Here is a 24,971-nt window from a genome sequence, read left to right on the forward strand (position 1 = left end):
GCACCCCCATGGCCATGTCCGCCAAACCCCTCTCCGTCGCGGTGATCGGCGCCGGCATGGCCGGCCGCAGCCACGCCGCCGGATACCGCAACGCCAACACGGTCTTCGGGGCCGGGCTTCCACCCATCCGGCTGGCCGCGATAGCCGACGCCAACGTCGCGCTCGGCGACGACGCCGCTCGCCGCTACGGGTACGAGAAGGCGGTGCCGAGCTGGGAGGCCGTCGTCGAGGACTCGACGATCGACGCGGTCAGCATCGTCGTAGGAAATGCTCTGCATCGTCCGATCACCGAGGCGCTGGTCGCCGCCGGCAAGCACGTGCTGTGCGAGAAGCCGCTGGCCGGTTCGCTCGAAGACGCCCGTGCGATGGCCGAGTTGGAACGGGGCGCCGAGGTCGTGACCGCGGTCGGCTACACCTTCCGCCGCTCCCCCGCCATCTCCGCCATCCGCGACCACGTCCAGCGCAACGAACTGGGCGACCTGACCCTGTTCAGCGGCCGCTACTGGTGCGACTACGCGACCGACCCGAACGGGCCGCTTGGCTGGCGGTTCAAGGGCGGCCCGGGTTCCGGTGCGCTCGGGGACGTCGGCTCGCACGTCATCGACGCCGCCGAGTACGTCGCCGGACCCATCGTCTCCGTGTCCGGTGCCACGCTGTCGACGCAGATCCCCAAGCGGCCGGTGCCACTCGGCGCGATCGTCGGACACAACGCCGCGCCCGTCTCCGACGAGATGGGCGAGGTCGAGAACGAGGACACGGCGACCTTCACCGCCCGCTTCGAGTCCGGTCTCGTCGGCACCTTCTCGGTGACGCGCACCGGCTTCGGCCTGCCCAACGGGCTCTCCTTCGACATCCTGGGCGTCGGCGGCCGGGCCGCCTTCGACCAGCATCGGCCCGCCGAGTACCTCTTCGACGACGCCCAGCCCGAGGCCCGTACCCGTGGCGCCCGGCAGATCATCGCCGGCCCGCAGCTGCCGTACTTTGCGGGCGGCGTCCCGATGGAGGCGCCGGGTGTGGGTGCCAGCAACGCCGACAACTTCACCTACCAGGCCCGCGCGTTCCTCGACCAGATCGCCGGGGTCGCCGAGCCGCTGCCGGCCTGTGCCACCTTCGCCGAGGGTCTGCGGACGCTGGAGATCATCCAGGCTGTCGTCGCCTCGTCCCGCAACAACGGTGCGGTCACCGCCGTTCCGTCCGTCACCTGACCGTCCATACAGACAGAACACGTAAGCCTGGCGCCACGAGCACGAGCAACGGGGCACGTTCGCTGAGAGAACCGGCTGCCGAGGTGTCCGCAGGAGCCCCGTGCCGCACTCGTGCCCGTCGGCACCACTGGCCTCTGAGAAGAACTGAGGAAGCAGACCATGAAGCTTGGCCTCTACAATGCGATCCTGCACGACCGGCCGCTACCGGAAGCGATCAAAGTCGTCGCCGACCTGGGGCTGACCGGCCTGGAAATCAACACCGGTGGCTTCCTGCCGGCGGTGCACGTACCGACGTTCGACGACATCCTCGTCAGTGACACCGCGCGGGACGACTTCCTCGCCCTCTTCGAGGGCACCGGGGTCTCCATCGCCGGGCTGAACGCCAATGGCAACCCGCTGCACCCGAACCCGGCCATCGGTCAGAAGCACGCGGAGGACATCCGCCGGTCCATTCGCCTGGCCGAGCGGCTTGGACAGCACCGCCTCGTGACCATGTCCGGGCTGCCGGGTGGCGAGCCCGGCGCGACCCGCCCGAACTGGATCGTCAACGCATGGAACTCCGCGGCCCTGGACGTCCTTGACCACCAGTGGAAGGTCGCCGCGGACTTCTGGCGCGAGACCGACCGGCTCGCCCGTGACCACGACGTCAAGGTCGCCCTCGAACTGCACCCGCAGAACGTCGTGTTCAACTCCGCCGACATACACAAGCTCATCGAACTCACCGGCGTCACGCACGTCGGTGTGGAACTGGACGCCTCCCACCTGTTCTGGCAGCAGATGGACCCCGTCGCGGTCGTACGCCACCTCGGGGAGCTGGTCTTCCACGCCGCCGCCAAGGACGTCCGCGTCAATCCGGAGTACGCCGCCCTCAACGGGGTGCTCGACAACAGTTTCCGACGCCTGTCGCCGGACGAGCCGCGTACCAACCTCGGCGGCGACGAATGGGCCAACGAATGGCCCAAGGAGTCCGCATGGGACTTCGTCGCCCTCGGCAAGGGCCACGACGTCGCCTACTGGACCGAGTTCCTGCGCGCCCTCCACGAGGTCGACCCGGACATGCTGGTCAACATCGAGCACGAGGACACCGAGCTCGGTCCCGTCGAGGGTGTCGCCGTGGCTGCCGAGGTACTCAAGTCGGCCGACGCGGCGCTCCAGGAGTCCCTGCGATCGTGATCGCCCGGGCCAAGTACTCCGACCGGGGACAGGCCGTCCTCGTCACGGGTGCACGCACCGGCATCGGCCGGGCGACCGCGCGCATTGCCGCAACGGGCGACCACGGGCACGCTCTCGATTGCGCCCGCGACGTCACCTAGCTAGGGCCTGTCTGACGGGTCAACCGTCAGATCCCGGTGCGAGGCGTATCGGTCGGCTCACATCGTGACATGGCTCCGCCTCGGCGCGGGCAGCGAGGGCTCGTACCGGGGCGGAGTGGGGGGTTCAGGCGGCCGTCTCGATGATCACCGACTGAACTTGACTTCGGGCCCGAGCGTGGTCACCGGGGGAACCTTCGTCATCGTTCCTTGGCAGTCCTCTTCGGTGTAGACGAGGGCGTCGTGGTCCTGCATGGTGCTGTCGGGTGCGAAGGCGGTGTCGTTCTTGCCCTCGGCCTCGGGGACGTTGAGGCACTCGCCAAAGGCCGGCTGCTCGAAGTCTCCCAGCTTCGGGCTTTCCGGGTCACCGTACTTGTAGAAGAGGTCGCCAGGGACCGCGCTGGCCGACGTGGGAATGGTCAGGACGAGGGCGAGGGCACCGCGGACGGCACCGACGGTATGGCGACGTCGCATGAAGAAGGTCTCTCTGCTCGACGGACGCCCACCAGCGGTCGGCGATCCGTTCCGGAGCATGACCTGGAAGGTAGGAGCCTTCGAGGAGTCGTCTCGGCGTGTAGGGGTGATCTTGGGGGCTTGCGGAAGCGATACCGGCACGTGCCGTAGGTGTGCATACTCCCCGAGGTGCGAGTTGCCCCTGGGCCGTGTCCGGCGGGTCAGGCGCGGAGCCACAGGCGAATGGCGGCAACGGTCACGGTGCCGTAAAAGACATGGGCCCGCTTGGCGAACCTCGTTGCTACCGCCCGGCGGTTCGGCGCGACGGCGGCCGCGCTGGACAGCCCGTAAGTACGCCAGGGCCGGCAGCTGGCTGAGTTCGGTGACGCCGCGGGCGTCGCGGCCGATTCTCTGGGGAAGTGAGGCTGTCGTAGTGGTGTGCACCTCGGGTTTGTGCAGCTCAGCCACTCGTGGTCGAACTCTAGCTAGTGCAACAGCTGTGGTGCTATCGCTGGTTGGACTGTCTCTGAGAGGGCGACCTCCGCGCCCCTGGGCCGTCTGACATGCGCCGCCACCGCCGACCCGTCGCCCGCCGCCCCGCTCATCGCGACCGGGACACATCGGCCGGACCGGCGGTGGCAGGCTCGCGCCGCACATCGGACCGCCCGCCCGCGCCGGCCGTACCGACTGTGCCGGCTGCATCGATTGTGTTGGCTGCGGCACCTGTGCCGACTGTGCCGGCCGCCTCCCGCAGTGCGTCCACCAGGCCGCGCAGCGCGGGCTGCTCCGGTGCGGTGCGGCGGGCCGCGGCAGAGATGACGCGCACCGGCTCGGGATTGCGGACCTCGCGCACGACCACGCCCGGGTGCGGGGTACGCAGTCCCAGCCGAGGCATCAGACCGATGCCGAGGCCGGCCGCCACGAAGCCCTGCGCGGTCGCGTAGTCCTCGGTCTGGATGACGAAGTCGGGGCTGAAGCCCGCCGCCGCACAGGAGTCGAGCACCGGTTCGAGACAGGGTCCTGGCGGCTCGCTGCCCACCCACTGTTCGCCGGCGAGCTCGTTCAGGTTGATCACCTGCCGCTCGGCGAGCGGGTGGTCGGCGGGCAGTACGGCGGCGTACGGGTCGTCCAGGAGATGGACGAAACGGATGGAGCCGTCGCCGGTCCTGTCCCGGGCCTGTACGACCACGGCCAGGTCGGCCCGCCCCTTGACCACCTCGTGGAACGGGTCCTCGGGGTCGGCGAGTTCGAGGTCGATCCGTACGCCGGGGTGGTCGAGCCGGAGCCGGGCCAGCGCGGGCGCGACCAGCGTGGAGCCCGCCGTAGCGAAGTAGCGGACCGAGAGGCGGCCGGTCCGCCCGGCCCGCAGATCGGCCAGGGCCGTCTCCGCCTGGGAGACGGCCGCGCTGATCAGACCCGCGTGCTCGGTGAGCAGCAGACCCGCAGCAGTGGGCCTGACCCCCCGGCCGACCCGCTCCAGGAGCGCCGTACCCGCCTGTTTCTCCAGAGCCGCCACCTGCTGGCTGACGGCGGAAGGGGTGTAACCGAGATGGGCCGCGGCAGCCGTCACCGTGCCGCTGGTGACCACCGCGCGCAGGACCTGGAGGCGCCTCACATCAAGCATGCAGTACAGCTTAACAAAAGGTGTAGAACCATTTGCTTGTCCTCAAAGCTTGGCTGGGGCACCTTCATAACAGGGATGCCGGACCGAGCCAGCCACGGACCAGACGCGGATCCAGACGCAGATACGGAGACACCATCGTGAACAGTGGCAGCACGCAGAGTCTGAGGGGTGCAGCACGAGTGGCCGTGCTCGCCCTGCTGTGGGGATCGACCTTCCTGTGGATCGAACTGGCGCTACGGGGGCTGTCCCCGCTCCAGGTCACACTCGCCCGCTGTGTGCTGGGGGCAGTCGTGCTCACCGGCGCGCTGTACGCCACCGGGCGGCGCCTGCCGACCGGCCTCATGGTCTGGCGACACATCGTCATAGCCGCCTTCCTCTGCAACGCCCTGCCGTTCGCCCTCTTCAGCATCGGCCAGCAGACCGTCGACTCGGGCCTGGCCGGCGTACTGAACGCGACGACCCCGTTCTTCTCCCTCGCCCTCGGGCTCGCCCTGGGCACCGAGCACGGTCTGCGCCCGGTCCGGCTGGCCGGGCTGCTGCTCGGCTTCGGCGGGGTCGTGGTCATCTTCGCGCCCTGGGAGCGGTCGGGCTCGCTCGGCTGGGGCGCCCTCGCGATCCTCGGCGCCGCGGCCAGCTACGCCGTCGCCTTCGTCTACATGGGCCGCACCCTGGTCGGCCGGGGCATCCCGACCCTCTCCCTCTCCGCCGCCCAGCTGGTCGCGGCGACCGGGCTGACCGCCATGGCCGTGCCGGTCGGCGGCCTGGACGCGATCCGCCTCAGCACGACGGCCCTGGTCGCGGTCCTGGTCCTCGGGGTCTTCAGCACCGGCGTCACCTTCCACCTCACCTACCGGATCATCGCGGCCGAGGGCGCCACCCAGGCCGCCGTGGTCGGCTACCTGCTGCCCGTGGTCTCCGTGGCGCTCGGCGCGGTCTTCCTGGGTGAGAGCGTCGGCCTCCGGGTCGCGGCCGGCATGGTCGTCGTCCTCGTCGGCGTCGGCCTGACCCGCCGCAAGGGCGCCCTGAAGCCGGCGCCGGCCGTTGAGGAGCCCGGATCCGCACCCGCCGTGATGGCACCCGCACGATGACTCCTTCCGCTCCCGACCCACAACCCGGGCTCCCTGAGCCCGGGTTGTGGGCTGCGTACCGCGAACTGGCAGCCAAGACCGTCCGTACGGACCTCACCCACGCCTTCCACCCCGGCCAGCCGCACTTCGCGGGCTTCCCCGACGAAGGCCGCGAGACCCTCTTCGACACCGAACGCGGCGACGGATTCACCGTGCACCGCCACACGTTGGTGGGCCAGTGGGGCACCCATGTCGACCCGCCCTCGCACTTCGTGGCCGGCGGGCGCACCCTGGACCTGATTCCGGTGGAGGAGATGATCCTCCCGCTGGTGGTCCTCGACATCACGGGGCGGGTCGAGGCCGACCCGGACGCCGTGCCCACCCTCGACGACGTGCAGGGCTGGGAGCGCCCCGGCGCCGCAACGGCCGTGTACCGGCAGGGTCGTTCGTCGCGCTGCGCACCGGGTGGAGCCGGCGCTTGCCGGATCCGGTGGCGATGGCCAACCGCGACGAGGCGGGCATCAGCCGTACGCCGGGCTGGTCGCCGGACGTCCTGCGGTACCTGTTCGAGGACGCGGACGTCACCGCGATCGGCCACGAGCAGACCGACACGGACCCCGGCCTGCCCGGCTCCACGGGCGACTACAGCCGTGAGCTGTACGCCCTTCAGCGGGACCGCTGGCAGATCGAACTCCTGGCCAACCTGGACCGGGTCCCGGAGGCGGGCGCCCTGATCGTCGCGACCTGGCCGAAGCCGTACGGCGGCTCGGGCTTCCCGGCAAGAGTGTTCGCCCTGCACCCTGCACCCGGCACCCGGCACCCGGCACCCTGAAACGGCCATGTACGCCTGAATCGGTCTCGTATGTACGGCAGTTGAGCCAGCCGCGAACGGACATGACAAGCTTGTCATGCCCGCAGGACGGGAGCCTCCTGTCGTCGGGAGTGCGGTACCCCCCCGATGCCTCCGGCCGGTCGAGCGACTGCCCGTGAAGCGTCAGTTGGGCAGAGGTCAGCCGAACCACCGCGTCGAGCCCACCCGTCGCCGCCGCCCGCAGCGCCACGTCCCCGCCGCTCGCGGGATGGCGGTGCCGCACCGCAAACGTCCGGGGCGGGCTCTGTTGCAGGCGGAGGAGGACGACAACCCCGAGCATCGCAAGGTCCGCGCCCGGGTGGAACATGTCGTCGGCCGGATGAAGAACTACAAGATCCTCCGCGACTGCCGGCAGCGCGGCGACGGCCTTCATCACGCGGTCCAGGCCGTCGCCCGCATCCACAACCTCGCCCTCGCGTCATGAGCAGACCACCCTGCTCACGCGCTCTGACCTGCCCACACCCGGCCCTGTGCAACACGCTTCAGGAAGCACGAACTTGGCGGAGTTCGGGCCACCACATGGGGTGTTCATCCGTCAGGTCGCGCAACACCGGACTGCGCTCAAGGATGAAACGGCAGTAGTCCCGCCAGTCGTCGAACGACTCCGTCTCTGGGATACGGCGCGTTGCCATGAGGCCCGTCTCCAGCACGTCCGCCATCGCTTCGGCCATGAGCTGTACACGCTCGCACTCCACCTCATCGCTGGGGCATGGCACGTCCTCATAGAAGTGCTTCCGAAGCCCGGGGTATTCCATCATCTTGAAATAGATGTCACGCAGACTGTTCAGACACTGGTCCATCCCATTCGTGCCATTCAGGTCCATCGCCATACGGACCTGCTTGGACATGGACCGCGTCTGCACACCGAGGAAGAGCAACGAGACGATCAGACCTACGAAGCCCCCGATTGCTGTGACTGTGGCTAGCACCTGGCCCCCTCCGTCAGCGGATCGGGAGCATTCCCACACGGAAGATTCCTGCACCATCCTGCAGGACACTCCCTTGCGACGAGGAGAGATGGTGCTCCGGCAGGAGTCGGAAATGCCCACCGGCACAGCACTTTCAAACATGCCGCTACAACCAATCGGTCGTCCCCTGTGCCGCTTTGTCGACACCGCGCCCATTACGGCAAGGGCGGCCGTGATCGTGAACCGGTTTCCCGGACTGGCCGATGGTCCGCTCTGCCCTCCCTGCGGGTCGTGCAGCCCGGCGCCCCAGTGCCGGGGACGTTGTCAGTGGTGGCAGGCAGGATGACGGGCATGACAACACCAGCTGCAGTGATCGTGGATGCCGCCGCCTACGCGCAGGCGATCGAGGACGCGGTGAAAGCGTCGGCCGCCTACTACCAGGGCGGCACCTCGGTGCTGGACGACGACGCCTACGACCGGCTGGTGCGCGGCATCGCCGCGTGGGAGGCCGACCATCCCGATCAGGTGCTGCCCGACTCGCCGACCGGGAAGGTCGCCGGCGGCGCCGTGGAGGGGGATGTCCCGCACACGGTGGCGATGCTCAGCCTGGACAACGTGTTCTCGCCTCAGGAGTTCACCGCCTGGACCGCATCGCTGGCCCGGCGGATCGGCCACGACGTCGAGCAGTTCAGTGTCGAGCCGAAGCTGGACGGGCTGGCGATCGCCGCCCGCTACACCCGCGGCCGCCTCACCCGGCTGATCACGCGAGGCGACGGGACGGCCGGGGAGGACGTCTCGCACGCGATCGGCACCATCGAGGGCCTGCCGGATCAGCTGGCGGAGCCGGTCACGACGGAGGTGCGCGGCGAAGTCCTGATGACCACCGCCCAGTTCGAGCACGCCAACGAGGTGCGCACCGCGCACGGCGGGCAGCCGTTCGCCAACCCGCGCGGCGCCGCCGCGGGCACCCTGCGCGCCAAGGAGCGCAGCTACACCGTTCCGATGACGTTCTTCGGCTACGGCCTGCTGCCTCTGGCCGACACCGAGGCAGCGCTCGCCGCACGGCTGGGCGAGCGCGCGCACAGCGACCTCATGACCCAGGTCGGCGAGCTCGGGGTGAACACCACCGCTACTACCGCCGTGCCCGGCATCACCGCCGACACGGTCCAGCAGGTGCTGGCCCGGGTGCAGGAGATTGCCGCACTGCGGGCCGAGTTGCCGTTCGGGATCGACGGGATCGTCATCAAGGCCGACCTGGCCGCCGACCAGCAGGCCGCAGGATCGGGTTCTCGCACCCCGCGCTGGGCGATCGCCTACAAACTCCCCGCCGTCGAGAAGATCACCCGGCTGCTCGATGTGGAGTGGAACGTCGGCCGTACCGGCATCATCGCCCCACGCGCCGTGCTGGAGCCGGTCGAGATCGACGGCTCCACCATCACCTACGCCACCCTGCACAACCCGGCCGACATCACCCGCCGCGACCTGCGCCTGGGCGACCACGTCATGGTCCACCGGGCCGGCGACGTCATCCCCCGCATCGAAGCCCCCGTCGCCCACCTGCGCACCGGCGACGAACAGCCCATCGTCTTCCCCGAGGTATGCCCGCGCTGCGGGGCCGGCATCGACACCAGCGAGCAGCGCTGGCGCTGCGAAAACGGCCGCAACTGCCACCTGGTCGCCGCCCTCTCCTACGCCGCCGGCCGCGACCAGCTCGACATCGAAGGCCTCGGCCACACCCGCGTCATCCAGCTGGTCGACACCGGCCTGGTCACCGACCTCGCCGACCTGTTCACCCTCACCCGCGACCAACTCCTGGGCCTGGAACGGATGGGCGCCACCAGCACCGACAGCCTCCTCACCGCGATCGCCGCGGCCAAGGACCAGCCGCTGTCGCGGGTGCTGTGTGCGCTCGGGGTCCGCGGCACCGGACGCTCCATGTCCCGCCGGATCGCCCGGCACTTCGCCACGATGGACAACATCCGCGCCGCCGACGCGGAAGCGATGCAGCAGGTCGAGGGCATCGGCACCGAGAAAGCCCCGTCCATCGTCGCCGAACTCGCCGAACTCGCCCCACTCATCGACAAACTCACCACAGCCGGGGTCAACATGACCGAACCCGGCGCCACCCCACCCGACCCCGCAGCCACTGCCGTCGGCGCCGACGCCGGCGCCGACGCCGACAGCAGCACGGGCAGTGCGGACGCGGCGGGCGGGCCCCTGGCCGGAATGACGGTGGTCGTGACCGGCGCGATGACCGGCGTACTGGAGAACCTCAGCCGCAATCAGATGAACGAACTCATCGAACGCGCGGGCGGCCGCTCCTCCTCCAGCGTCTCCAAGAAAACCACCCTGGTCGTCGCCGGAGACGGCGCCGGATCCAAACGGGCCAAGGCCGAAACCCTCGGCATCCGGCTGGCCGGCCCCGACGAATTCGCCACCCTCATCGCCGATTTCCTCAAGTAACCCCCTGGAAGCCGGGGTGCCCCACCTCGCAGCAGAACCCGGGCAGCACACGGAACAACCCAAGACGGCTGACCGTTCACCTGCATTTGGCTGCGCAGGGGACACTGTCCTCGGGCCTCACCCACAGCCCATGGGGACGGTCGTCCGGCTGAAGCCCCATGGAGCCCCCCGCCGAGAGGCGACCACCCTCCGCACGCCCACCACACACGGCCCCGGCAGGTCTCCCCCGTCCAGCCGGGGCTTTGCCTGTGATCGGTCCTCTTGGAGTGTGTCGCTGGATTGCTACTCGCGGGCCGTACAGCGACGAAAGCGTCGTGCGCGACCCGGGCGAGAACGACAGAGCGTCCCTGCTGCTCAGAGGGGATGATCTGTGCCGGCAGTCAGCTTCCTCACGGCCTTGAACAGGTGCAGCCGATGAACCAGTTCGTACGTGCGGCCGACAGTCTGACGCCGTGTCCGGGCGGTGGCGACTCGGTCAAAGGCGTCGCTCCACGCACTCCAGGTGTTCGGCGGAGCAGCACAGGCGAGAAGGAAGGACTTGAGCACTCGCTCGCTCCTGGGCAGGGCGTATCCCTGGATGATGCGGTGGGCCGTGGTATGCGGCACCCGATGAGGCCCGGACATGGCTTCGATCGCTCCTGCGGACGGGGAGCCGGCCCACTGGTGCAGGTCCCGCAGCGCCCGGCTCATGCCTGCTTCATCCGCGATGAACTGAGGACGGGGCAGGGGGAGGTTCTGGGTTCCCCGCAGAGCACACCGGGCGTTCCGCCAGAGCTGCGTTGCCCTCTCCGAATCGGCGACCAGGTTCTTCCTGCCGCAGAGCGTCAGGATCTCCTGCACAGTCTCCAGCCGGGGAAGAGTCCTGCCCGAGGCGGCGCGCTGGTAGGTGGCGCGCGACGCCTTGCCCAGCAGGGCCAGGTCCTCGTACGTCAGTCCGGCTTCCGACTTCACCGCACGGATGAAGCTCACGCCGGGAGGCTGCCCGGGCCGCTGCCACTATCAGCGACGACTGCACACGATCGAGGGGCGACGCGGGAAAGAGAGCACGGTCCCGACAACCAGCCCAATACACTCACCCAATCCGCCCCTGAACAGGGAAAACGTCAAAGTGCTGCTGGAGTACTAGTACTCCAGTCTGGTTTCGTGATCTATCCAGTAGGCTCGTCGAGGGTTCGTCGGCAGTGGCTGCGACGGGCTGTCGCCTAGTGGTGTCGGCGCCAGGTGTACCAGTGCAGCAGCCTGGCCGTGGACACGGCAAGCGGGTGATCTTCACTCGCCTGCCGAGCGCCCTGGCTCAGCGTGCCCGCCGGGCGGGAAACGGCCCGGGCGGCGAGTCAGTGCCGTCACTTCGGGTAGCACTCGCACAACCACGCCCAACGACACCGCCGAGCCGATCGAGGCGGCTGTCGGGGATGAACGTGGCGGGCGCGGTGCGTCAAAGCGTGAGCGGCCCCGGTCACTGCGAGGTGGATGCCGGGCTATAGTCACGGAGTCGCGAAAAACGATGTCCCGCGGTTCCACCCGCCGGGCATCGCTCGTACATCGATGCAGATGGTTCTGATCGGTGAGCGTCTCCTTGCCGAGACCGGACATCCCGTCCGCTCCCGGCGCTGACCGTCGCCGACGCGTGTCGGCGCTACAGAGGAGCGCAGCATGCAGAAGACCATCGCCATCGTCGGAGCGGGACTGGGCGGGCTGACGCTCGCCCGGGTACTTCAGGCTCACGGCGTCGCCGCGACGATCTACGAGGGTGAGGCTTCGGCGACGACCCGCGCGCAGGGCGGCCTGCTTGACATCCACGAAGAGACCGGACAGGTCGCGCTTCGCGCAGCTGGTCTCTACGACGAGTTCCTCACTCTGGTCCGACCGGGCGAGGATGCCAAGCGCGTGGTCGACCGCCACGGCACGATCCTTCTCGACATGCCTGCGGACCTCGGTTCAGCCCGTCCAGAGGTGGATCGTGGCGAACTCAGGCGCCTGCTCATCGACTCGCTCGCGCCCGGGACGATCAGGTGGGGTCACAAGCTCGCCTCGATCCGGCACCGTCCAGAAGGCGGCTACGCCCTCACCTTCACGGAAGGTTCCGCCACGCGCGCCGACATCGTCATCGGCGCGGACGGTGCCTGGTCGAAGGTGCGTCCGCTGCTCACCCCCGCCGAGCCTCTCTACAGCGGAACCTGCTTCCTCGAGACCGCCCTCACCTCGGGCGGCCAGAACCATCGGGCGAGCGTGGCAGCGATCGGCAGCGGCACGTTGATGGCGGTCGCGCCGGGCAAAGGCATCATCGCCCATCGCTACGCCGACGGGCACGTGCGCGGATACGTGGCGCTGAACAAGCCCGAGACGTGGATGAGATCGATCGACTTCGGCGACCCGTCTGCCGGCCTCCGTCACGTCGCCGATGAGTTCAACGGCTGGTCACCGCTGCTCACCGCCTTCGTGACAGAGAGCGACGCGGAACCGTGGCTCCGACCCATCTACGCCCTTCCCGTCGGGCTTGAATGGGACAGGGTGCCCGGCGTCACGCTCGTCGGCGACGCCGCGCACCTGATGTCGCCCTTTGCCGGCGAAGGCGCAAACCTCGCCATGTACGACGGCGCCGACCTAGCGAGCGAGCTGGTTGAGCAACTCGACATCGAGGCCGCGCTCACCGCCTACGAAGAGCGGCTGTTCCTGCGTGGTGGCGACGCCGCCGACCGGTCGGCGCAGAATCTGGAGGTCTTCTTCGGCCGGGAGGCACCGCAGAGCGTAGTCACTCTGTTCGATCGCTCCTAATGCTCCAGTGCGGTTTCGCGATCTTGTGGCCGTACCCGCCTGGGAACGGGTACGGCCACGGCGTGATCATCGGTTGGTGTGTGGACAAACGATGATCGCGCGGGTGGCCGCGGGCCACAGCGTAGACCCCGCCCGCTGGCGGGAGATCGTCGACCAAGTCAGGGCCCGGATCGCGGGCTGTTTCGGCCGAGTCGAGCCCCGGGTGAGTGCCCGTGCCCATCTGCTCGGTCTGCTGTCGAAGGCGGAGCGGAAGAACTGCCGGCAGCTGGCCGAAGAGGCCGGCCCGGCCGGGGCCGATGCCGCGGCCGCTGCGTTACGCCCGCTGGGACGCCGATGCCGTCCGCGACGACGTCCGTGCCAATGCCGTCGAACACCTCGGCACCGACGGTGGGGGGCTGATCGTGGACGAGACCGGCTTTGTGAAGAAGGACTACGCCTCGGCGGGCGTGCAACGCCAGTACACCGGCGCTGCCGGGCGCATTGGGAACTCCCAGGTCGGGGTTTCCTCGCCTACGCCACCAGCCGGGGGCGGGCGCTGGTCGACCGCCGGCTCTACCTGCCCGAGCAGTCCTGGTGCGGTGATCCCGGGCGCCGCCACGCAGCCGGGATACCCAAGGAGGTGCAGTTCGCGACCAAACCCCGCCTGGCCTGGGAGATGATCGCCGCCTGGCTGGACGCCAAAGTGAAGGCACGGTGGGTGACTGGCGACGAAGCCTACGGACAGGGCCCTCAGCTTCGTGCCGCCCTGGAAGCGCGCAGCACCGGCTACGTGATGGCCGTCGCCTGCTCGATGCGGGTGCGGATCAACGCAGGCCGCACCCCTACCCGCGCGGACACCGCCGCCGGACGCCTGCCCGCCACTGCCTGGCAGCGGCACAGCGCGGGCACCGGCGCCACTACGACTGGGCCTGGATCCACATCGGCACCGACGAACACCGTCACCTGGTGATCCGCCGCAACCGCACCACCGGAGAACTCGCCTTCTACCTGTGCTGGTCACTCGCCATGGTCACCCTTGCGGAGCTGGTCCGCGTCGCCGGCGTCCGCTGGAGCGTCGAGGAATGCTTCCAGGCCGCCAAAGGCCAGGTCGGACTCGACCACTACCAAGTCAGGCACTGGACCTCGTGGCACCGGCACATCACCCTCGCCATGCTCGCCCTGGCCTTCCTGACCGCCCTCGCCGCCGCCTCGGCCCCCAACCCGTCCCCCGATCTGCACCACCCCGCCCGCAGCCGCGATCCGATCAAGCTGACCGTCCCGGAGATCCGCCACCTGATCGCCGCTGTCTTCAACCCACCAGCCGTAACCGCGGCCAGGCTGCTGCACTGGTCCGACTGGCGCCGACGCCACCAGGCAACAGCCCGACGCAGCCACTACCGACGACGAGCCGCCAGCGAACCCGCTGAATAGATCACGAAACCGCACTGGAGTATTAGAACTTATAACGAAATGATCTTCGAAGTGGTTGGATCACTCCGGGATCGTTGTTCTGGGGGTCGGGGTGGCGCGGCCGAAACCGTGGGAAGTTGACGACGAGCCGTGGGCAGTGATCGAGCCGCTGCTACCGAAGGTTGAACGGCTAACTCGCCATCCGGGACGGAAGCGTCATCCGGACCGGCTGGTGTTCCAGGGCATCGTGTTCGTGCTGCACACCGGGATCGCCTGGGAACACCTGCCGCAGGACTCGGCTTCGGCTCGGGCATGACCTGCTGGCGGCGCCTGGCCGAGTGGACCGGGGCCGGGGTGTGGCCCCGGGCTGCACGAGGTTCTGCTCGCCAAGGTGCGCGGTGCGAACGCCCTGGACTTTTCTCGTGCGGCGGTCGACGGCTCCCGCATCCGGGCGTTAAAGGAGGACCCAAGACTGGACGAATCCCCGTCAACCGGGGCAGGACGGGCAGCGAGCATTGTCTGATCGCCGACGCCACTGGCATCTCGCTCGCCGCCACTCTGACCGGCGGCAACCGCAACGACGTCACCCAGCTGATCCCGCTCCTCCGGGCCGTGCCGCCCGTGCGGGGCAAGCGTGGCCGGCCCCGGCGCCGCCCGGACGTGGTGCTGGCCGACCTCGGCTGCGACCACGACAAGTACCGCCGCCTGGTCTGGGATCTCGGCGTGAAGCGGCTGATCGCCCGCCGCGGTACCGAGCACGGATCCGGGCTCGGCACCCAACGCTGGGTCGTGGAGGGCGCCTTTGCCCATCTGCGCTGGTTCCGCCGCCTGCGGATCCGGTGGGAGATCCGCGGCCACATCCACGAAGCCTTCCTCACCCTCGGCTGCGCACTCATCTGCTGGAGACGTCTGCGCTCACTCTGATGGGGACTGGGTGACGGTGCATTCGACTTCCTGCGCAGCCAGTACCTCATCGCCATGCTCGAAGGCCCACGCTCCCACAGCGTCGATGGGTGCCAGCAAAGTCCGCCCCAGGGCGGTGAGTCGGTACTCAACGCGTGGTGGCGCTCCGGGGTGTGCCTGCCGGTCCACCAGTCCGTTGGACTGCAAGCGCCGCAGTGTCTCGGTGAGGACCTTGGAGCTGATCCCCCCGATCTGCTCGCGTAATTCGACCGGGCGTCTGGGGCCGTCTCGCAGGGCCCAGAGCACGACGGCGTTCCAGGTGTTGGACAGGAGGTCGAAGGCCAGGCGGGCACGGCAGTCGGCGAGGAAAGCGTCGGTCGTCACGTACCAAATGGTGCCCGACAGGCCCTCTAACGTCGCCGTAAACGGTCCAAGCAGGTCCTGGGAGGAAATGAGTGATGAGAATCGGCGTACTGGGCACGGGCAACATGGCTGACGCGCTCGCCACGCACTGGGTTCGGGCCGGGCACGACGTGGCCATCGGAGGGCGGGACGTGCACAAGGCGGAGCGGCTCGCGACGCGCCTCGGGGGCAGCGCGAAGCCCGCCAGTCTGCGTGCGGCGGCGGAGTTCGGTCAGGTGGTGCTGGCCGCGCTGCCTTTCGGTACAGGGACGAGCGTGGTGCGGGAACTGCGGGCGGTCCTGGACGGCAAAGTACTGATCGACTGTTCCAACCCGGTCGGTCCGGGCTTCCGGCTGCTGACCCAGAGCGGCCTCTCAGCCGCACAGCAATTGGCCGCGGCGGCACCGGGATCTCATGTGGTCAAGGCGTTCAATGTCTGCCATGAGGACGTGTGGCGTATGTCGCCGCCCATCTTCGACGGGCGGCGACTGGCTGTTCCGGTCTGTGGCGACGACGAAACGGCTCTCGCACTTGTGCACCAGTTGGTGCGGCATGTCGGCTGCGAACCCGTGGCCGGCGGCTCTCTCGAACGAGCGGGACTCCTGGAAGCGACCGCGGCACTCTTTATCGGGCTGTGGGTCGGCGAGGGAGCCGATGCCCAGGCCATCGCACCCCCGCTGGCCTATGCCGCCGGACCGAGAGACGAGGAACCCCAAACCGCCGAAGAGGCTTTCCGTTAGGAGTTCTTAGCGGCCCGAGAACGCGCTGACCCACGTCGGCCTGTGGAGCAAGGTTTACGCAAGGTTTCTGCCCACATTCGTGCCACACGGTGGGGACACCGGTCCGTGGCACCGAGGGGCATCCGCCCCCTTGACCGAACAAGGCACGGAGCCCGGGCAACCTCTCTGGGGGAAGGACCCGATCATGCGTAGGTCTGTAAGGTCGGCAAGGCGAGCGCTGATGACACTCGCCGCAACCGCAGCTCTCGTGGTCGCCATGCTGGCAGCCCTCGGGCTTGCCTCACCGGCGAGCGCAGCCGGCTCTTCGGCGTTCGTCGCGGATGCCCGTGCGGCGGGGCTGAGCACGGTGCAGGCCACCGGCCTGCAGCAGAAGGTGAACGACTACCTGGTCGAGCTGGACGGGCGGGGCGCCCAAGTGTCGCCCAATCAGATCGACCTCGGCGGTGCGGTTCTGAATGTCGCCGTACCGGGTGAGAACCGTCCGCGCCCGCTGGGAGACGTGTCGGCGCAGGTGTACAACGCCTACGAGTGCACGGGCTGGACGAGCTACGGATGGTTCTGCGCATACAAGTACCAGAACCGGACCGGCGACAACATCGGCATGTATTCGTGCGGCCACTATTCCATTCCATGGGTCAGCACGGGTTCGTGGGTGAACAACCAGACCACGGGCACTAGGCCGATGATGTACTACACAAACACTGGGAGCGAACTGCTGCCTCCCGCGTACAGCAAGCGGGACACTGGCGTGAACTGGGCAATCGTGTCGCGGATTCGTAACTGCGACTGACGCGGCCTTCGCTCTGCGCACGGGTGCGGTAACGAGGCATGAATCCGCGCGTACGGACACGACCTGTTCGCCTTCCCGCCGTAAACGCAAAAGGGCCTGGCGCCCGCCCGGACGCTCCGGGCGGGCCCCGGCGTAACCAGATCATGAGTCTGGCGTGGTAATGCTCCCCGCAGCCGTGGGGATGGTCCCGCCAACGCAAACGGTCGTGGGTAGACGCGGGTGAGGTGATCCGCCTGTCTGCGCGGACCCAGGAGGAGCCGGTGCCATGTCCGATGTGTGGGACGCCGACCGCGAGGGCGTAAGGCTCCCACGGGCGCACGGTGGCAGACGTGCCGACGGACGGCCTACGGGTGTCGGTACAGGTCGGCGGCTGGTCTGCCCGGTGCTTGGGGGCCCGCGGCAGACATTCCGCGAGCAGGTCCCTGGACTCCTGGAGTGATACCTGCGCCGCGCAAACCGGTAGGCCGGACAGCTCGTGGCTGTCGTCATGGAGTTAGCGGGCCGGGCGGGCGCCCGCCTCTCGCGTGTCCTGACGCCTCGATCTCCCGCTCGACCTCCCTGTCGCTGCTGACGCGGCTGCAACTACCTGCGCTGCGGGTGCCCACGGGTCCGTGGTGTCGACGACGTTGCCCTCAAGCGCCGCCACCGCTGGCCACCGTCCTGACCAACGCCGCGCGTGGCAGGATGGGCAACCCGCCTTGTCCGTCCGGCAGTTCGGGGCGGAGGCAGTGCACAGGAAAGGGGAAGCCTGGTGACCGGTGTCAGCAATGGGATCCGCAAAGTCGAAGTCGCACTGAAGTGGGACCCGAGTCCGACGGGGCAGCCGCCCACCGATCTGGGCATCGTCGCCGCCACCTACCTGGCGAGTGACCCGTACGGCGAGCCCGCCTATGTGGTGCACTTCGACAGTCGCTCTCCCGACGGCACCATCTATCTCAACCGGGACAGCAACGACGGCAAGGGCTTCGGCTGGGACGAGGTCATGACGCTGGAGCTCGACCGGCTGGAGGGCCGGTACACGCGCGTAGTGGTGGGCGTCGTCATCCACCAGCGTTCGGTGCACCGGACCTTTGTCAGCGTACTCAACCCACGCGTGCGCATCCGCGAAGGTTACGCCGTCCTGTCCGAGGACGACTTCGGCGGTGTCCTGGGGGCGACGGCCGCGGCTGTCGGGGAGTTCGTACGCGACGCGTCTGGCGGTTGGGACTTCCACCCCGGCATCCACGGCGGCTTCGAGGAGGGCATAGGTCATCACCCCGTCGGGCACACATCTCCCGGACCGGAGAACGATCCGGACGACGACTGGCCACAGGAGTCCTGATCCGTGGGTGACATCGCCAAGGGCGTCCTTGGGGGCGGATGGGCATTGGTCGTCGGCTGGGTGCTACCCGCCGCGCTCAATCTCGCGGTCTTCTTCCTCGCTGTGGCCCCCAGTCTGCGGCAGACCGCGGCCATCGAGCGTGTATGGCCCGACACGGCCAGCCAGACAGCTTTGCTGCTCCTGTGTGCCGCCGTTCTCTTCGGCTTCGTGCTCAATGCTCTCCAGACCCCCCTCTACCGGATCCTGGAGGGTTATCTGCTGTGGCCGCGCAGAGCGTTCAATCGTGGATGTCGGCGACAGCGGACCCGCAAAGAAGGGATCGCTGCTTTGATCGCTCGCCCTGACGGCCGTACTCCGGTACAGCGTGCACTCTTAAACGAGCAGTTGGTCCGCTACCCGGTGGACGACGACCAGCTCGCCCCGACTCGGCTCGGCAATGCGATCCGTCGGTTCGAAGAGTACGGCCACAATCGCTACTGCCTGGATTCTCAGGTGCTGTGGAACGAACTGAGCGCAGCTGCACCAGTGCAGGCGCGGCGCCAGGTGGAGACGGCACGTACCAGCGTGGATTTCTTCGTGGCATTGCTCTACGGCCACGGGGTCGTGGCGGCCGTTGCTCTTACGGCTCTGGCGTCAGCCGAGGCCGAACGGACCCTGTTGATCTTCACTAGCATCGTGCTGTGCGCGCTCATTCCCCTGTGGTACCGCTCTGCGGTTTACGCCACCGATGAGTGGGCCGCCGCAGTGCGGGCCGTGGTGAATTTGGGCCGCAAGCCACTGGCCGACGCGCTTGGGCTCGTACTGCCTCAGCAACTGTCCGAGGAACGCGCTATGTGGCAGCTCGTTACCCGGATGTCCCGGCGTCCCTACCGGGATGCTGCAGACCACGCGTTCGCACCGTACCGGGCCGCGCCACCAGGTCCGAACTGTCCACTGCAGCCGCCAGTTCATGGCCCGGGGGCGTGAAGGGTGCCGCTCTGGGTGCCCTTGCAGGAGAGCAACGTTCGTGACCACCGACCAGGTAGTTGCTTCGGCGCCCTTGCTTCCTCTCGCCGCACCGGTGGGGGTGATCCCGCGCCCCAGTGCTGGGTCCGCGTCGTCTGTTCCCCGCGCCCGCGGGGGTGGTTCCGACATCAACGTCATTGTGGACAGCACGTCGGCCAGCTCGGGTCTGATGAGCAGGAGCCGGGTCTTCGATCCGCGCGCCCGTGTGGCCGCTCACCCCGGCCAGAGTCCGCCGGGGGTTTCGGAATCTCCGCCCGCACCTGCACTGTCCGGCCCGTGCCCTCAACGCCCGGACCTGGAAGGCCACTTGGCTCGAAGAACCGGCTGTCCGCAACCCGCTACGACGTGGGCAAGACCGTGAATGGCTCTAACAGTGGGTACTGGCCCCGTCTGTGAGCTTGGGTTCTAGACGTGGTCGCAACGCTGGAGGAATCCCTGCGACTGCATGCCCACCGGCCGGGCACGTTGCTGAAGCTGAGCACCTACCTGCACGACCGCACCGGCGGCATGATCAGAAGCCTGTCCCACCTCGTCGGCGAAGCCGCCCTGGACGCCCTCCTCGACGGCAGCGAGAGGATCACCCGGGCGTCGCTGGAACGGGTCGACCTGGACGAGAGCACCGAGCAGCAGAACCTCCCGCGCGCACACCGGCGGCGGACCCGTATCGAGAAACGGACCGCGTGACCACCCGGCTGCGGGCGCTGCCGCTCACGCCGCCGCCCGTTCACGGCGAGACAATCGGCTCCTACCTGAACAGGCTTGCCGATGCCAACCACCTCACCATCGGACACCTCTCGTCCCTGGTCGGCCCGTCGCGACAGCACGGCCGGGTCGACAACCGAGTCGGCTACTGGACCCCCGCCGCACTGTCCCGGCTCGCCTTCCTGACCGGTCGAAGTGCGTCCTTGCTGGTCCACGCGATGCCACCGCTCGGCGCGATCGGCGACCCCAGTCTGCGGCTTCCCCACTCGGTCACCGAGGAGGTCACCGAGCCCCGACTGCGTCCCGCCTGCCGGCTCTGCATGGCCCGCCGCCACATCCGCGGCCTCGTCGTCCGCAGCACCCCACCCCAGCAAGGCGTCTGCCATCGCCATCGCCGCTGGCTCCTCGGGGACGAACAGTACGATCTGACGAGGCTGCCCGAAGTGCTTTGCGCCAACCGCCCACATCAGCGGCTTGTCCGCCGCGGCACCCTACCCTCCACAGACCTGGCCTACATCGCTGCGCACGACCGCGCGCTCATTGGGTCGCGTCCGAAACCAGCTGCCCACCTCTTCGGCAGCGGTGGGACCGCCGACTCGACGTGCTGGGTGAGGACCCGCTCGGTGATCCCTACCGCCCATCCGACGCCCGGATCGAGCTGGTCACCTATCCCGAAGTCGTAGTGCTCACCGGCCTGTTCGCCTCCCCGCACTGGCGAGACCACAGCCACCTGCCCGCCGAAGCGCCGCGGCGGCTTGGCATCGCTCCTCAGAAATGCGTGGCGATCCCAAAGACTCGGCGGAGTTGAGCCATGTCACGCCGATCGCGGTCCGTGGGCTCGTATCCCTGATGAAAGTAGACCTGCTGCTCGGCTGACAGACACGGGACAGCCGTCCCCTCGATAGTGCCCGTCACAAAGCACGAGGAGGGATAGATGAAAGGACGCTCCGGTTCGGGGGACGCCTGCACCGCCGAGCCGTCGTCGCCAAAGACGAGGGGATGAAGGTCGATCTCTCGGCCATCCCGAGCCGTGACGACGAACCGGATGGGCCTCCAGCTCAGGCTCTCCACGAAACCCACCTCACAGAGAGCTGCCACCACAGCAGCTTCCTGGTCTTGCCGATGCATCAGGTCCAAGTCGCGATGATCTCGGGTTTGTTCGCCGATCAGAGCATCGATCCCCCATCCTCCACCGATCCAGAAATCTGCCCCTGCCCGTCGCAGCAGAGTCAGGACAGAGAACACGTCTTCAGCCGTCATCACGCGACGCAGGCTAGAAGCGATCACCTCGGACAGCGAACGAATTCCTCGACGGCGGCCAAGCCCGGTCAGAACATGCCTCCCGAGCCAGCCAGGAAACTGCCACCTTCAATGAGAAGGCCGGAAGCCAGCGTCTCAACATCCCGACGCAGCCCAGCTCAAGGCCCACCGACCCTGACCTGATCGACGAGACGCGTCCCCGGACTCCGTGAACCGCCAGTCGAGACGGCCTGCCAGACCTGTCACTAATCCCACTCCAACCTGTCACCCCGCAGGTCAACAGACCCGTCTCGGCAAGATCTAATGAGACGGGACACTGCTGCAGTGAGATCGTTGCTCCGGTGAGTTGGTAGTCGCGCTGGTCGGCGTGGGAGTAGAGGCGTTCGTGCTCGTGGTGGACGTGATAGTTCCAGTACTCGCCGAAGTCGCCGTTGCTGATGACGGCGCGGAGGGTGAGGACGGCTTCGGCGCCGGGGCGCTCCAGCGGGAGCCGGTGATGTCCAGTCTGTCGGCGATGAGGTGGCGTCCTGCTCCCTCGATGCCGCTGGTGGCGAGGGGCCAGCCGTGGCCCAGCGCCTGTAACGACCCAGCTCACCCCCCCCGGAGGAAGAGCCGGCACCCGTCGCCCTTTTGCGGTAAACCACAGCAAAGGGGTGGATGCACCGGTGAGATGCGTCGGAGGATCGTACGCACACGAAGTTTCGGAGGGATCGTGGCGCACACCAATGACGACCAGGGCACCGGCAGCCAGCACGGCTCCAACGGTGAGGCCGCCGTTACTGGGCCTGCCCCTCCCCCCGACGACCAAGCCATGTCCGGCGCAGCTCCCGACTGGCTCCGACACCTTCAACAGCATCCCGTCGTCGCCGTCCTGGCAGCGCTCATGGTCGTCGTGGCAGCGCTCAGCTCGATTCTCGGACTGGCAGGTCAGATCACACCGCTCTTCAGCGAGCCGGCGGAGAGTTCCCCGCCGGTCACTTTCCCCACAGAACAACTCAAGCAGCAGGTCAATCCGCGCTACGGCTTCTCATTTCAGTACCCGGCCGCATGGTCACGTCGGGACGTCGCCAACGGCGACGGGAACACATACGTCGATCCGGACAACCCCGCCGTCCGAGTCGCCGCCTACGGAAGTCTCTACGCCGCAGGAAGTTTCGAGGACCAGGTCGCCCAGGAGCGCTCGTTCATTGAGGACGGCGGAGGCAGCATCGACCAAGACCAGGAGGCGGGGCTGGTGCTGTTCGACCTGTCACGGAGCCAGCCGACGCAAACCGATGTGGAAGGATGGAGGCTCCGGTACAGCGGAAAAGACGCGGACACCGGTGTCATGACCAAGACGCTCAAGCGCTTCGCCCTGGTGGGCAACCGCTTCATCGCCGTGCAACTCACCGCGCCAGCAAAAGACTACGCCCAGTACTCAGCCACTTTCGATCTGATCGCCAGCGAGCTGCGCGTATTGACCGAGTGTGCAGAATGCGTCTGACCGAGCTGTGAGGTGCCAGCCGCCGATGGGCGCGGCTCCTTTTGAGTGAGCTTGAGGGTCAGGCTCTGAGTTCGTAGTGGTGCTGGTCGGGGTGGGGATGGAGGCGTTCGCGTTCTCGCTGAGTATGGAAGATCCAGTACTGCGGGAAGTCGCCGTTGCTGATGAGGGCACGGAGGGTGAGTCCGGCTTCGGCGCCGAGGACGCTCCATCTGCTGCCGTAATGTCGAGGCGGTCGGCCACCAGATGGCGTGCGGCTCCTTCGACGATGCCGCTGGCGATGGGCCAGCCGGCTTCGAGGGCCTGGTCGTAGTGCACGAAGGCGGCGTTGTTCTCCAGGTAGCGGCAGGTCTTGTCGATCGTGGTGCGTTGTCCGTCGGTGAGGCGGCGGCGTGCGGCCTCGTCGCGCAGGTCACGGACGGCGCCCAGGGCGTCACCGGCCAGGATCCGGGCGGCTTTGAAGCCGATCCAGGTCTCGGCGGCGGGATCGGCAGCAGTGTGGAGACACCGTGCGCTCGCCCACGGCTTCTCGATGACGTGCACGATGTCGAGGACGATATGGATCGTGATGCCCCGGCGGTCGGCCTCCTTCTGGATCAACTCCAGCTGATGGGCGGCGCCGTCGACCAGCACCACCCAGCACCGGCGGTGCTGCGGGTCACGGGCTTCTGCCTCGTCGAACGCGAAGGCAAACACCTGGTCGGCGTCGTGTTCGACGGAAGCGGTGAGCCACTTCGCGCGGGCTCTTGGCCCCTTTCTCGGGACGCGGCCCGTGGCGCGGCCGCCCGGCGGGGCGATGATGTCATGCGGCCTGCGCGGCGCCGGGTTTGTAGTTGATCCTTGGCAACTTCAGCGCTGAGGAACGTAGCCCACCCGGTGAAGGCACTGCTCCTGCCTCATGACCAGGTGGAGCAGGATGCGGAGAACGGGGCGAGGGAACTGGCGCGTCTGCTCCTGCAGGGCCACCTGGACCTGCGTGCCCGCCAGGAAGAAGCACACCTCCCGGCCATCTGCGGGAGGCGACGCGCAAGGCGGCCGAGCGTGCGACCCGCACCTTCCGCACCCGTCTGTCCGCCGGGGAGAAGACAGGCCGCAGCCCGGCAACTTTCGATTTGTAGGCGCCAAAATGCGGCGAACGCGCTATGAAGCGTGGGGTATTGAGAGAACTCATCGTTGCGATGGGCCCTTTCGCCACGTCGTCTGCAGCGTTCCCCCGCGTCCGTATGAGTGCACAGCGATAGAAGGTTTCCAATGGGGCGCCGCGGCCCGCGGGGTGAACCGACAGAGCAGGTGCTTAGAAGAGAGTAGTAGCGCGCTTTCGAGTGAGTAGGCAGCTGACCTGCACACTGACCTTGGAGAACCCGCTGTGGCGTGTGGGATTGCCGCGTATTTGCCGGAGTGGAGCGTTCCGGCAGGCTTGACGGGCCTCAAGCGGAGCGCGTGGGCCCGGAAGACCCGGCGGCTGGTGGATCCTGGGCCAAGGTGCTTGCCTGGGCCACAGCTGACCGCGAGGCGTCTGCAGGGGAGGAAACGATGTCGAGCCCACCGTCGAGACATGCTCGCATACGTCCCGCACGGCGATCCGTGCCGGCAGTGACTTCCTCCAGCGCGCCGGCGTCACGGCAGACGCGGTGGAGCCAAATCCCTTGGACGAACATACCTTCCTCCTCACGCGCGCACCATCTGGTTCAGGCAGCTAGTACTCCAGCCGTAGATCGTGATCTCGATGGTGAGGGGCGTCGAGGCGGCAGGTGTCCAGCGTGGATCATCTCGCCCGGGATCGCCCATGCCGTCGCGGGCGTCGGGTCCTTCTCCGTCTACCCGAGTTCACCGCGACGGAGGGCGTCCCTTATCTCGCTGAGCTTCGCCGTCGTTGCCGGGGTCCGCTCCTGTGCTTGTTCAGCGAGTCGGAGGGCATCGTCGATCTCGCTGAGCTTCCCGGAGGACAGGACGGCCGCCCGCTCTATCAGGTCGTCCCGGGACACGGTGGTCAGCCACGTGCACGGGGTGAAGCCTGGACGCGGGAATGCGAGCCGCAGCACGCCTTCGAGCGGCAGCCCTTCACCGGCACCGACCGTCACTTCGATGCCCAGACCGCTGATGTCGAGGCCCGCCGGAGCGACGACCTGCATCACCTGGAACCCGGACGCGTCGTCTCCTGACAGCAGCACGACCAACCTCCGCTCGTCGAACTGGACCCACCAGACTTCGCCACGTTGCACAAGCCCTCCGATACACAGGACGGCAGGCGGACGCTGCGCGACCTGACGCGGTGTAGAGACGGGTGTCACAGCGTAGGCCCT

General features: G+C 68.1%; 23 protein-coding genes and 7 pseudogenes. 20 read left to right on the forward strand and 10 right to left on the reverse strand.

The window, feature by feature from the left end; translation table 11 throughout:
• Window positions 1-8: 8 nt before the first annotated feature.
• Together ACIHFB_RS44865 and ACIHFB_RS44870 are read left to right on the forward strand one after the other, a co-directional pair.
• Window positions 9-1,205: a Gfo/Idh/MocA family protein gene (locus ACIHFB_RS44865; RefSeq protein WP_400129897.1), complete on the forward strand. Its 1,197-nt coding sequence runs from the start codon at window positions 9-11 to the stop codon at window positions 1,203-1,205.
• Window positions 1,206-1,364: 159 nt separating this feature from the next.
• Complete coding sequence (locus ACIHFB_RS44870) at window positions 1,365-2,378, forward strand: sugar phosphate isomerase/epimerase family protein (RefSeq protein WP_400129898.1); 1,014 nt, start codon at window positions 1,365-1,367, stop codon at window positions 2,376-2,378.
• A 284-nt stretch (window positions 2,379-2,662) separates the two neighbouring features.
• On the opposite strand, the gene ACIHFB_RS44875 is transcribed toward ACIHFB_RS44870, so the two are convergent.
• The 3 genes and pseudogenes from ACIHFB_RS44875 to ACIHFB_RS44885 all read right to left on the reverse strand — a co-directional run bounded on the left by ACIHFB_RS44875 (window position 2,663) and on the right by ACIHFB_RS44885 (window position 4,592).
• Window positions 2,663-2,989 (reverse strand): hypothetical protein, encoded by a 327-nt coding sequence (locus tag ACIHFB_RS44875; RefSeq protein WP_400129899.1) that lies wholly within the window; start codon window positions 2,987-2,989, stop codon window positions 2,663-2,665.
• A 200-nt stretch (window positions 2,990-3,189) separates the two neighbouring features.
• Window positions 3,190-3,285, reverse strand: a pseudogene (locus tag ACIHFB_RS44880) (IS5/IS1182 family transposase); the annotation flags it as partial.
• Between the two features lie 284 nt (window positions 3,286-3,569).
• Window positions 3,570-4,592 carry a LysR family transcriptional regulator gene (locus ACIHFB_RS44885; protein ID WP_365287932.1) on the reverse strand — a complete coding sequence of 341 codons (1,023 nt, stop codon included), beginning with the start codon at window positions 4,590-4,592 and terminating at the stop codon, window positions 3,570-3,572.
• Between the two features lie 179 nt (window positions 4,593-4,771).
• Between ACIHFB_RS44885 and ACIHFB_RS44890 the strand changes: the two genes are divergently transcribed.
• The 4 genes and pseudogenes from ACIHFB_RS44890 to ACIHFB_RS44905 all read left to right on the forward strand — a co-directional run.
• Window positions 4,772-5,680 carry a DMT family transporter gene (locus tag ACIHFB_RS44890; protein WP_400129900.1) on the forward strand — a complete coding sequence of 303 codons (909 nt, stop codon included), beginning with the start codon at window positions 4,772-4,774 and terminating at the stop codon, window positions 5,678-5,680.
• Window positions 5,677-6,006 (forward strand): annotated as a pseudogene (locus ACIHFB_RS44895) (cyclase family protein); the annotation flags it as partial. The gene ACIHFB_RS44890 and the pseudogene ACIHFB_RS44895, both read left to right, overlap by 4 nt.
• The gene (locus tag ACIHFB_RS44900; protein ID WP_400129901.1) at window positions 5,898-6,491 is read left to right on the forward strand and encodes a cyclase family protein; all 594 of its coding nucleotides are present in this window, start codon (window positions 5,898-5,900) and stop codon (window positions 6,489-6,491) included. The pseudogene ACIHFB_RS44895 and the gene ACIHFB_RS44900, both read left to right, overlap by 109 nt.
• 244 nt (window positions 6,492-6,735) lie before the next feature.
• A pseudogene (locus tag ACIHFB_RS44905) lies at window positions 6,736-6,954 on the forward strand (transposase family protein); the annotation flags it as partial.
• Window positions 6,955-7,012: 58 nt separating this feature from the next.
• Here the strand turns inward: ACIHFB_RS44905 and ACIHFB_RS44910 are convergent.
• Window positions 7,013-7,378 carry a hypothetical protein gene (locus ACIHFB_RS44910; RefSeq protein ID WP_365287938.1) on the reverse strand — a complete coding sequence of 122 codons (366 nt, stop codon included), beginning with the start codon at window positions 7,376-7,378 and terminating at the stop codon, window positions 7,013-7,015.
• A gap of 411 nt (window positions 7,379-7,789) precedes the next feature.
• Between ACIHFB_RS44910 and ligA the strand changes: the two genes are divergently transcribed.
• Window positions 7,790-9,901, forward strand: a complete 2,112-nt coding sequence (gene ligA / locus ACIHFB_RS44915; RefSeq protein WP_400129902.1) for an NAD-dependent DNA ligase LigA — start codon at window positions 7,790-7,792, stop codon at window positions 9,899-9,901.
• Between the two features lie 354 nt (window positions 9,902-10,255).
• Here the strand turns inward: ligA and ACIHFB_RS44920 are convergent, their stop codons facing one another.
• A complete protein-coding gene (locus tag ACIHFB_RS44920; RefSeq protein ID WP_400129903.1) occupies window positions 10,256-10,870 on the reverse strand; it encodes a helix-turn-helix domain-containing protein in 615 nt (204 codons plus the stop codon).
• Between the two features lie 684 nt (window positions 10,871-11,554).
• Between ACIHFB_RS44920 and ACIHFB_RS44925 the strand changes: the two genes are divergently transcribed.
• The 4 genes and pseudogenes from ACIHFB_RS44925 to ACIHFB_RS44940 all read left to right on the forward strand — a co-directional run bounded on the left by ACIHFB_RS44925 (window position 11,555) and on the right by ACIHFB_RS44940 (window position 14,989).
• Entirely contained in the window at window positions 11,555-12,676 is a 1,122-nt protein-coding gene (locus tag ACIHFB_RS44925) for an FAD-dependent oxidoreductase (protein WP_400129904.1), read from the forward strand.
• Window positions 12,677-12,767: 91 nt separating this feature from the next.
• A pseudogene (locus ACIHFB_RS44930) lies at window positions 12,768-14,086 on the forward strand (IS701 family transposase).
• A gap of 136 nt (window positions 14,087-14,222) precedes the next feature.
• The gene (locus tag ACIHFB_RS44935; protein ID WP_400129905.1) at window positions 14,223-14,381 is read left to right on the forward strand and encodes a transposase; all 159 of its coding nucleotides are present in this window, start codon (window positions 14,223-14,225) and stop codon (window positions 14,379-14,381) included.
• Window positions 14,378-14,989, forward strand: a complete 612-nt coding sequence (locus ACIHFB_RS44940; protein ID WP_400129906.1) for an IS5 family transposase — start codon at window positions 14,378-14,380, stop codon at window positions 14,987-14,989. Before ACIHFB_RS44935 ends, ACIHFB_RS44940 begins: the two co-directional genes overlap by 4 nt.
• Here the strand turns inward: ACIHFB_RS44940 and ACIHFB_RS44945 are convergent.
• Window positions 14,981-15,352, reverse strand: a complete 372-nt coding sequence (locus tag ACIHFB_RS44945) for a helix-turn-helix domain-containing protein (protein ID WP_365287952.1) — start codon at window positions 15,350-15,352, stop codon at window positions 14,981-14,983. The two genes, ACIHFB_RS44940 and ACIHFB_RS44945, sit on opposite strands and share 9 nt — an antisense overlap.
• A 74-nt stretch (window positions 15,353-15,426) precedes the next feature.
• Here ACIHFB_RS44945 and ACIHFB_RS44950 point away from each other — a divergent pair, with 74 nt between their 5' ends.
• The 8 genes and pseudogenes from ACIHFB_RS44950 to ACIHFB_RS44985 all read left to right on the forward strand — a co-directional run bounded on the left by ACIHFB_RS44950 (window position 15,427) and on the right by ACIHFB_RS44985 (window position 20,611).
• Window positions 15,427-16,110, forward strand: coding sequence for an NAD(P)-binding domain-containing protein (locus ACIHFB_RS44950; RefSeq protein WP_365287954.1), 684 nt, complete (start codon window positions 15,427-15,429; stop codon window positions 16,108-16,110).
• A gap of 220 nt (window positions 16,111-16,330) precedes the next feature.
• A complete protein-coding gene (locus tag ACIHFB_RS44955) occupies window positions 16,331-16,900 on the forward strand; it encodes a hypothetical protein (RefSeq protein ID WP_365287955.1) in 570 nt (189 codons plus the stop codon).
• Between the two features lie 224 nt (window positions 16,901-17,124).
• Window positions 17,125-17,552: pseudogene (locus tag ACIHFB_RS44960) on the forward strand (ISL3 family transposase); the annotation flags it as partial.
• A 99-nt stretch (window positions 17,553-17,651) separates the two neighbouring features.
• Window positions 17,652-18,221 (forward strand): TerD family protein, encoded by a 570-nt coding sequence (locus ACIHFB_RS44965; protein ID WP_365287957.1) that lies wholly within the window; start codon window positions 17,652-17,654, stop codon window positions 18,219-18,221.
• A gap of 3 nt (window positions 18,222-18,224) precedes the next feature.
• Complete coding sequence (locus ACIHFB_RS44970) at window positions 18,225-19,187, forward strand: hypothetical protein (protein ID WP_400129907.1); 963 nt, start codon at window positions 18,225-18,227, stop codon at window positions 19,185-19,187.
• A 251-nt stretch (window positions 19,188-19,438) separates the two neighbouring features.
• A pseudogene (locus tag ACIHFB_RS44975) lies at window positions 19,439-19,622 on the forward strand (transposase); the annotation flags it as partial.
• Window positions 19,623-19,637: 15 nt separating this feature from the next.
• Window positions 19,638-19,910, forward strand: a complete 273-nt coding sequence (locus tag ACIHFB_RS44980) for a hypothetical protein (protein ID WP_400129908.1) — start codon at window positions 19,638-19,640, stop codon at window positions 19,908-19,910.
• Window positions 19,907-20,611: a TniQ family protein gene (locus ACIHFB_RS44985; RefSeq protein ID WP_400129909.1), complete on the forward strand. Its 705-nt coding sequence runs from the start codon at window positions 19,907-19,909 to the stop codon at window positions 20,609-20,611. The genes ACIHFB_RS44980 and ACIHFB_RS44985 overlap by 4 nt, the downstream gene beginning before the upstream one ends.
• Window positions 20,612-20,696: 85 nt before the next feature.
• Here ACIHFB_RS44985 and ACIHFB_RS44990 read toward each other — a convergent pair whose 3' ends face one another.
• Window positions 20,697-21,188 carry a nucleotidyltransferase domain-containing protein gene (locus tag ACIHFB_RS44990; protein WP_365288003.1) on the reverse strand — a complete coding sequence of 164 codons (492 nt, stop codon included), beginning with the start codon at window positions 21,186-21,188 and terminating at the stop codon, window positions 20,697-20,699.
• Between the two features lie 340 nt (window positions 21,189-21,528).
• Window positions 21,529-21,764: pseudogene (locus ACIHFB_RS44995) on the reverse strand (ISKra4 family transposase); the annotation flags it as partial.
• 136 nt (window positions 21,765-21,900) lie between these two features.
• Between ACIHFB_RS44995 and ACIHFB_RS45000 the strand changes: the two are divergent.
• Window positions 21,901-22,671: a hypothetical protein gene (locus ACIHFB_RS45000; protein ID WP_365287965.1), complete on the forward strand. Its 771-nt coding sequence runs from the start codon at window positions 21,901-21,903 to the stop codon at window positions 22,669-22,671.
• Here ACIHFB_RS45000 and ACIHFB_RS45005 read toward each other — a convergent pair.
• Together ACIHFB_RS45005 and ACIHFB_RS45010 are read right to left on the reverse strand one after the other, a co-directional pair.
• Entirely contained in the window at window positions 22,606-23,364 is a 759-nt protein-coding gene (locus tag ACIHFB_RS45005; protein ID WP_400129910.1) for a hypothetical protein, read from the reverse strand. The genes ACIHFB_RS45000 and ACIHFB_RS45005 overlap by 66 nt on opposite strands.
• 1,121 nt (window positions 23,365-24,485) lie before the next feature.
• Window positions 24,486-24,890 carry a type II toxin-antitoxin system PemK/MazF family toxin gene (locus ACIHFB_RS45010; RefSeq protein WP_365287969.1) on the reverse strand — a complete coding sequence of 135 codons (405 nt, stop codon included), beginning with the start codon at window positions 24,888-24,890 and terminating at the stop codon, window positions 24,486-24,488.
• Window positions 24,891-24,971 lie beyond the last annotated feature (81 nt).

It is taken from the genome of Streptomyces sp. NPDC051963 (assembly GCF_044593495.1).
Classification (GTDB): domain Bacteria; phylum Actinomycetota; class Actinomycetes; order Streptomycetales; family Streptomycetaceae; genus Streptomyces.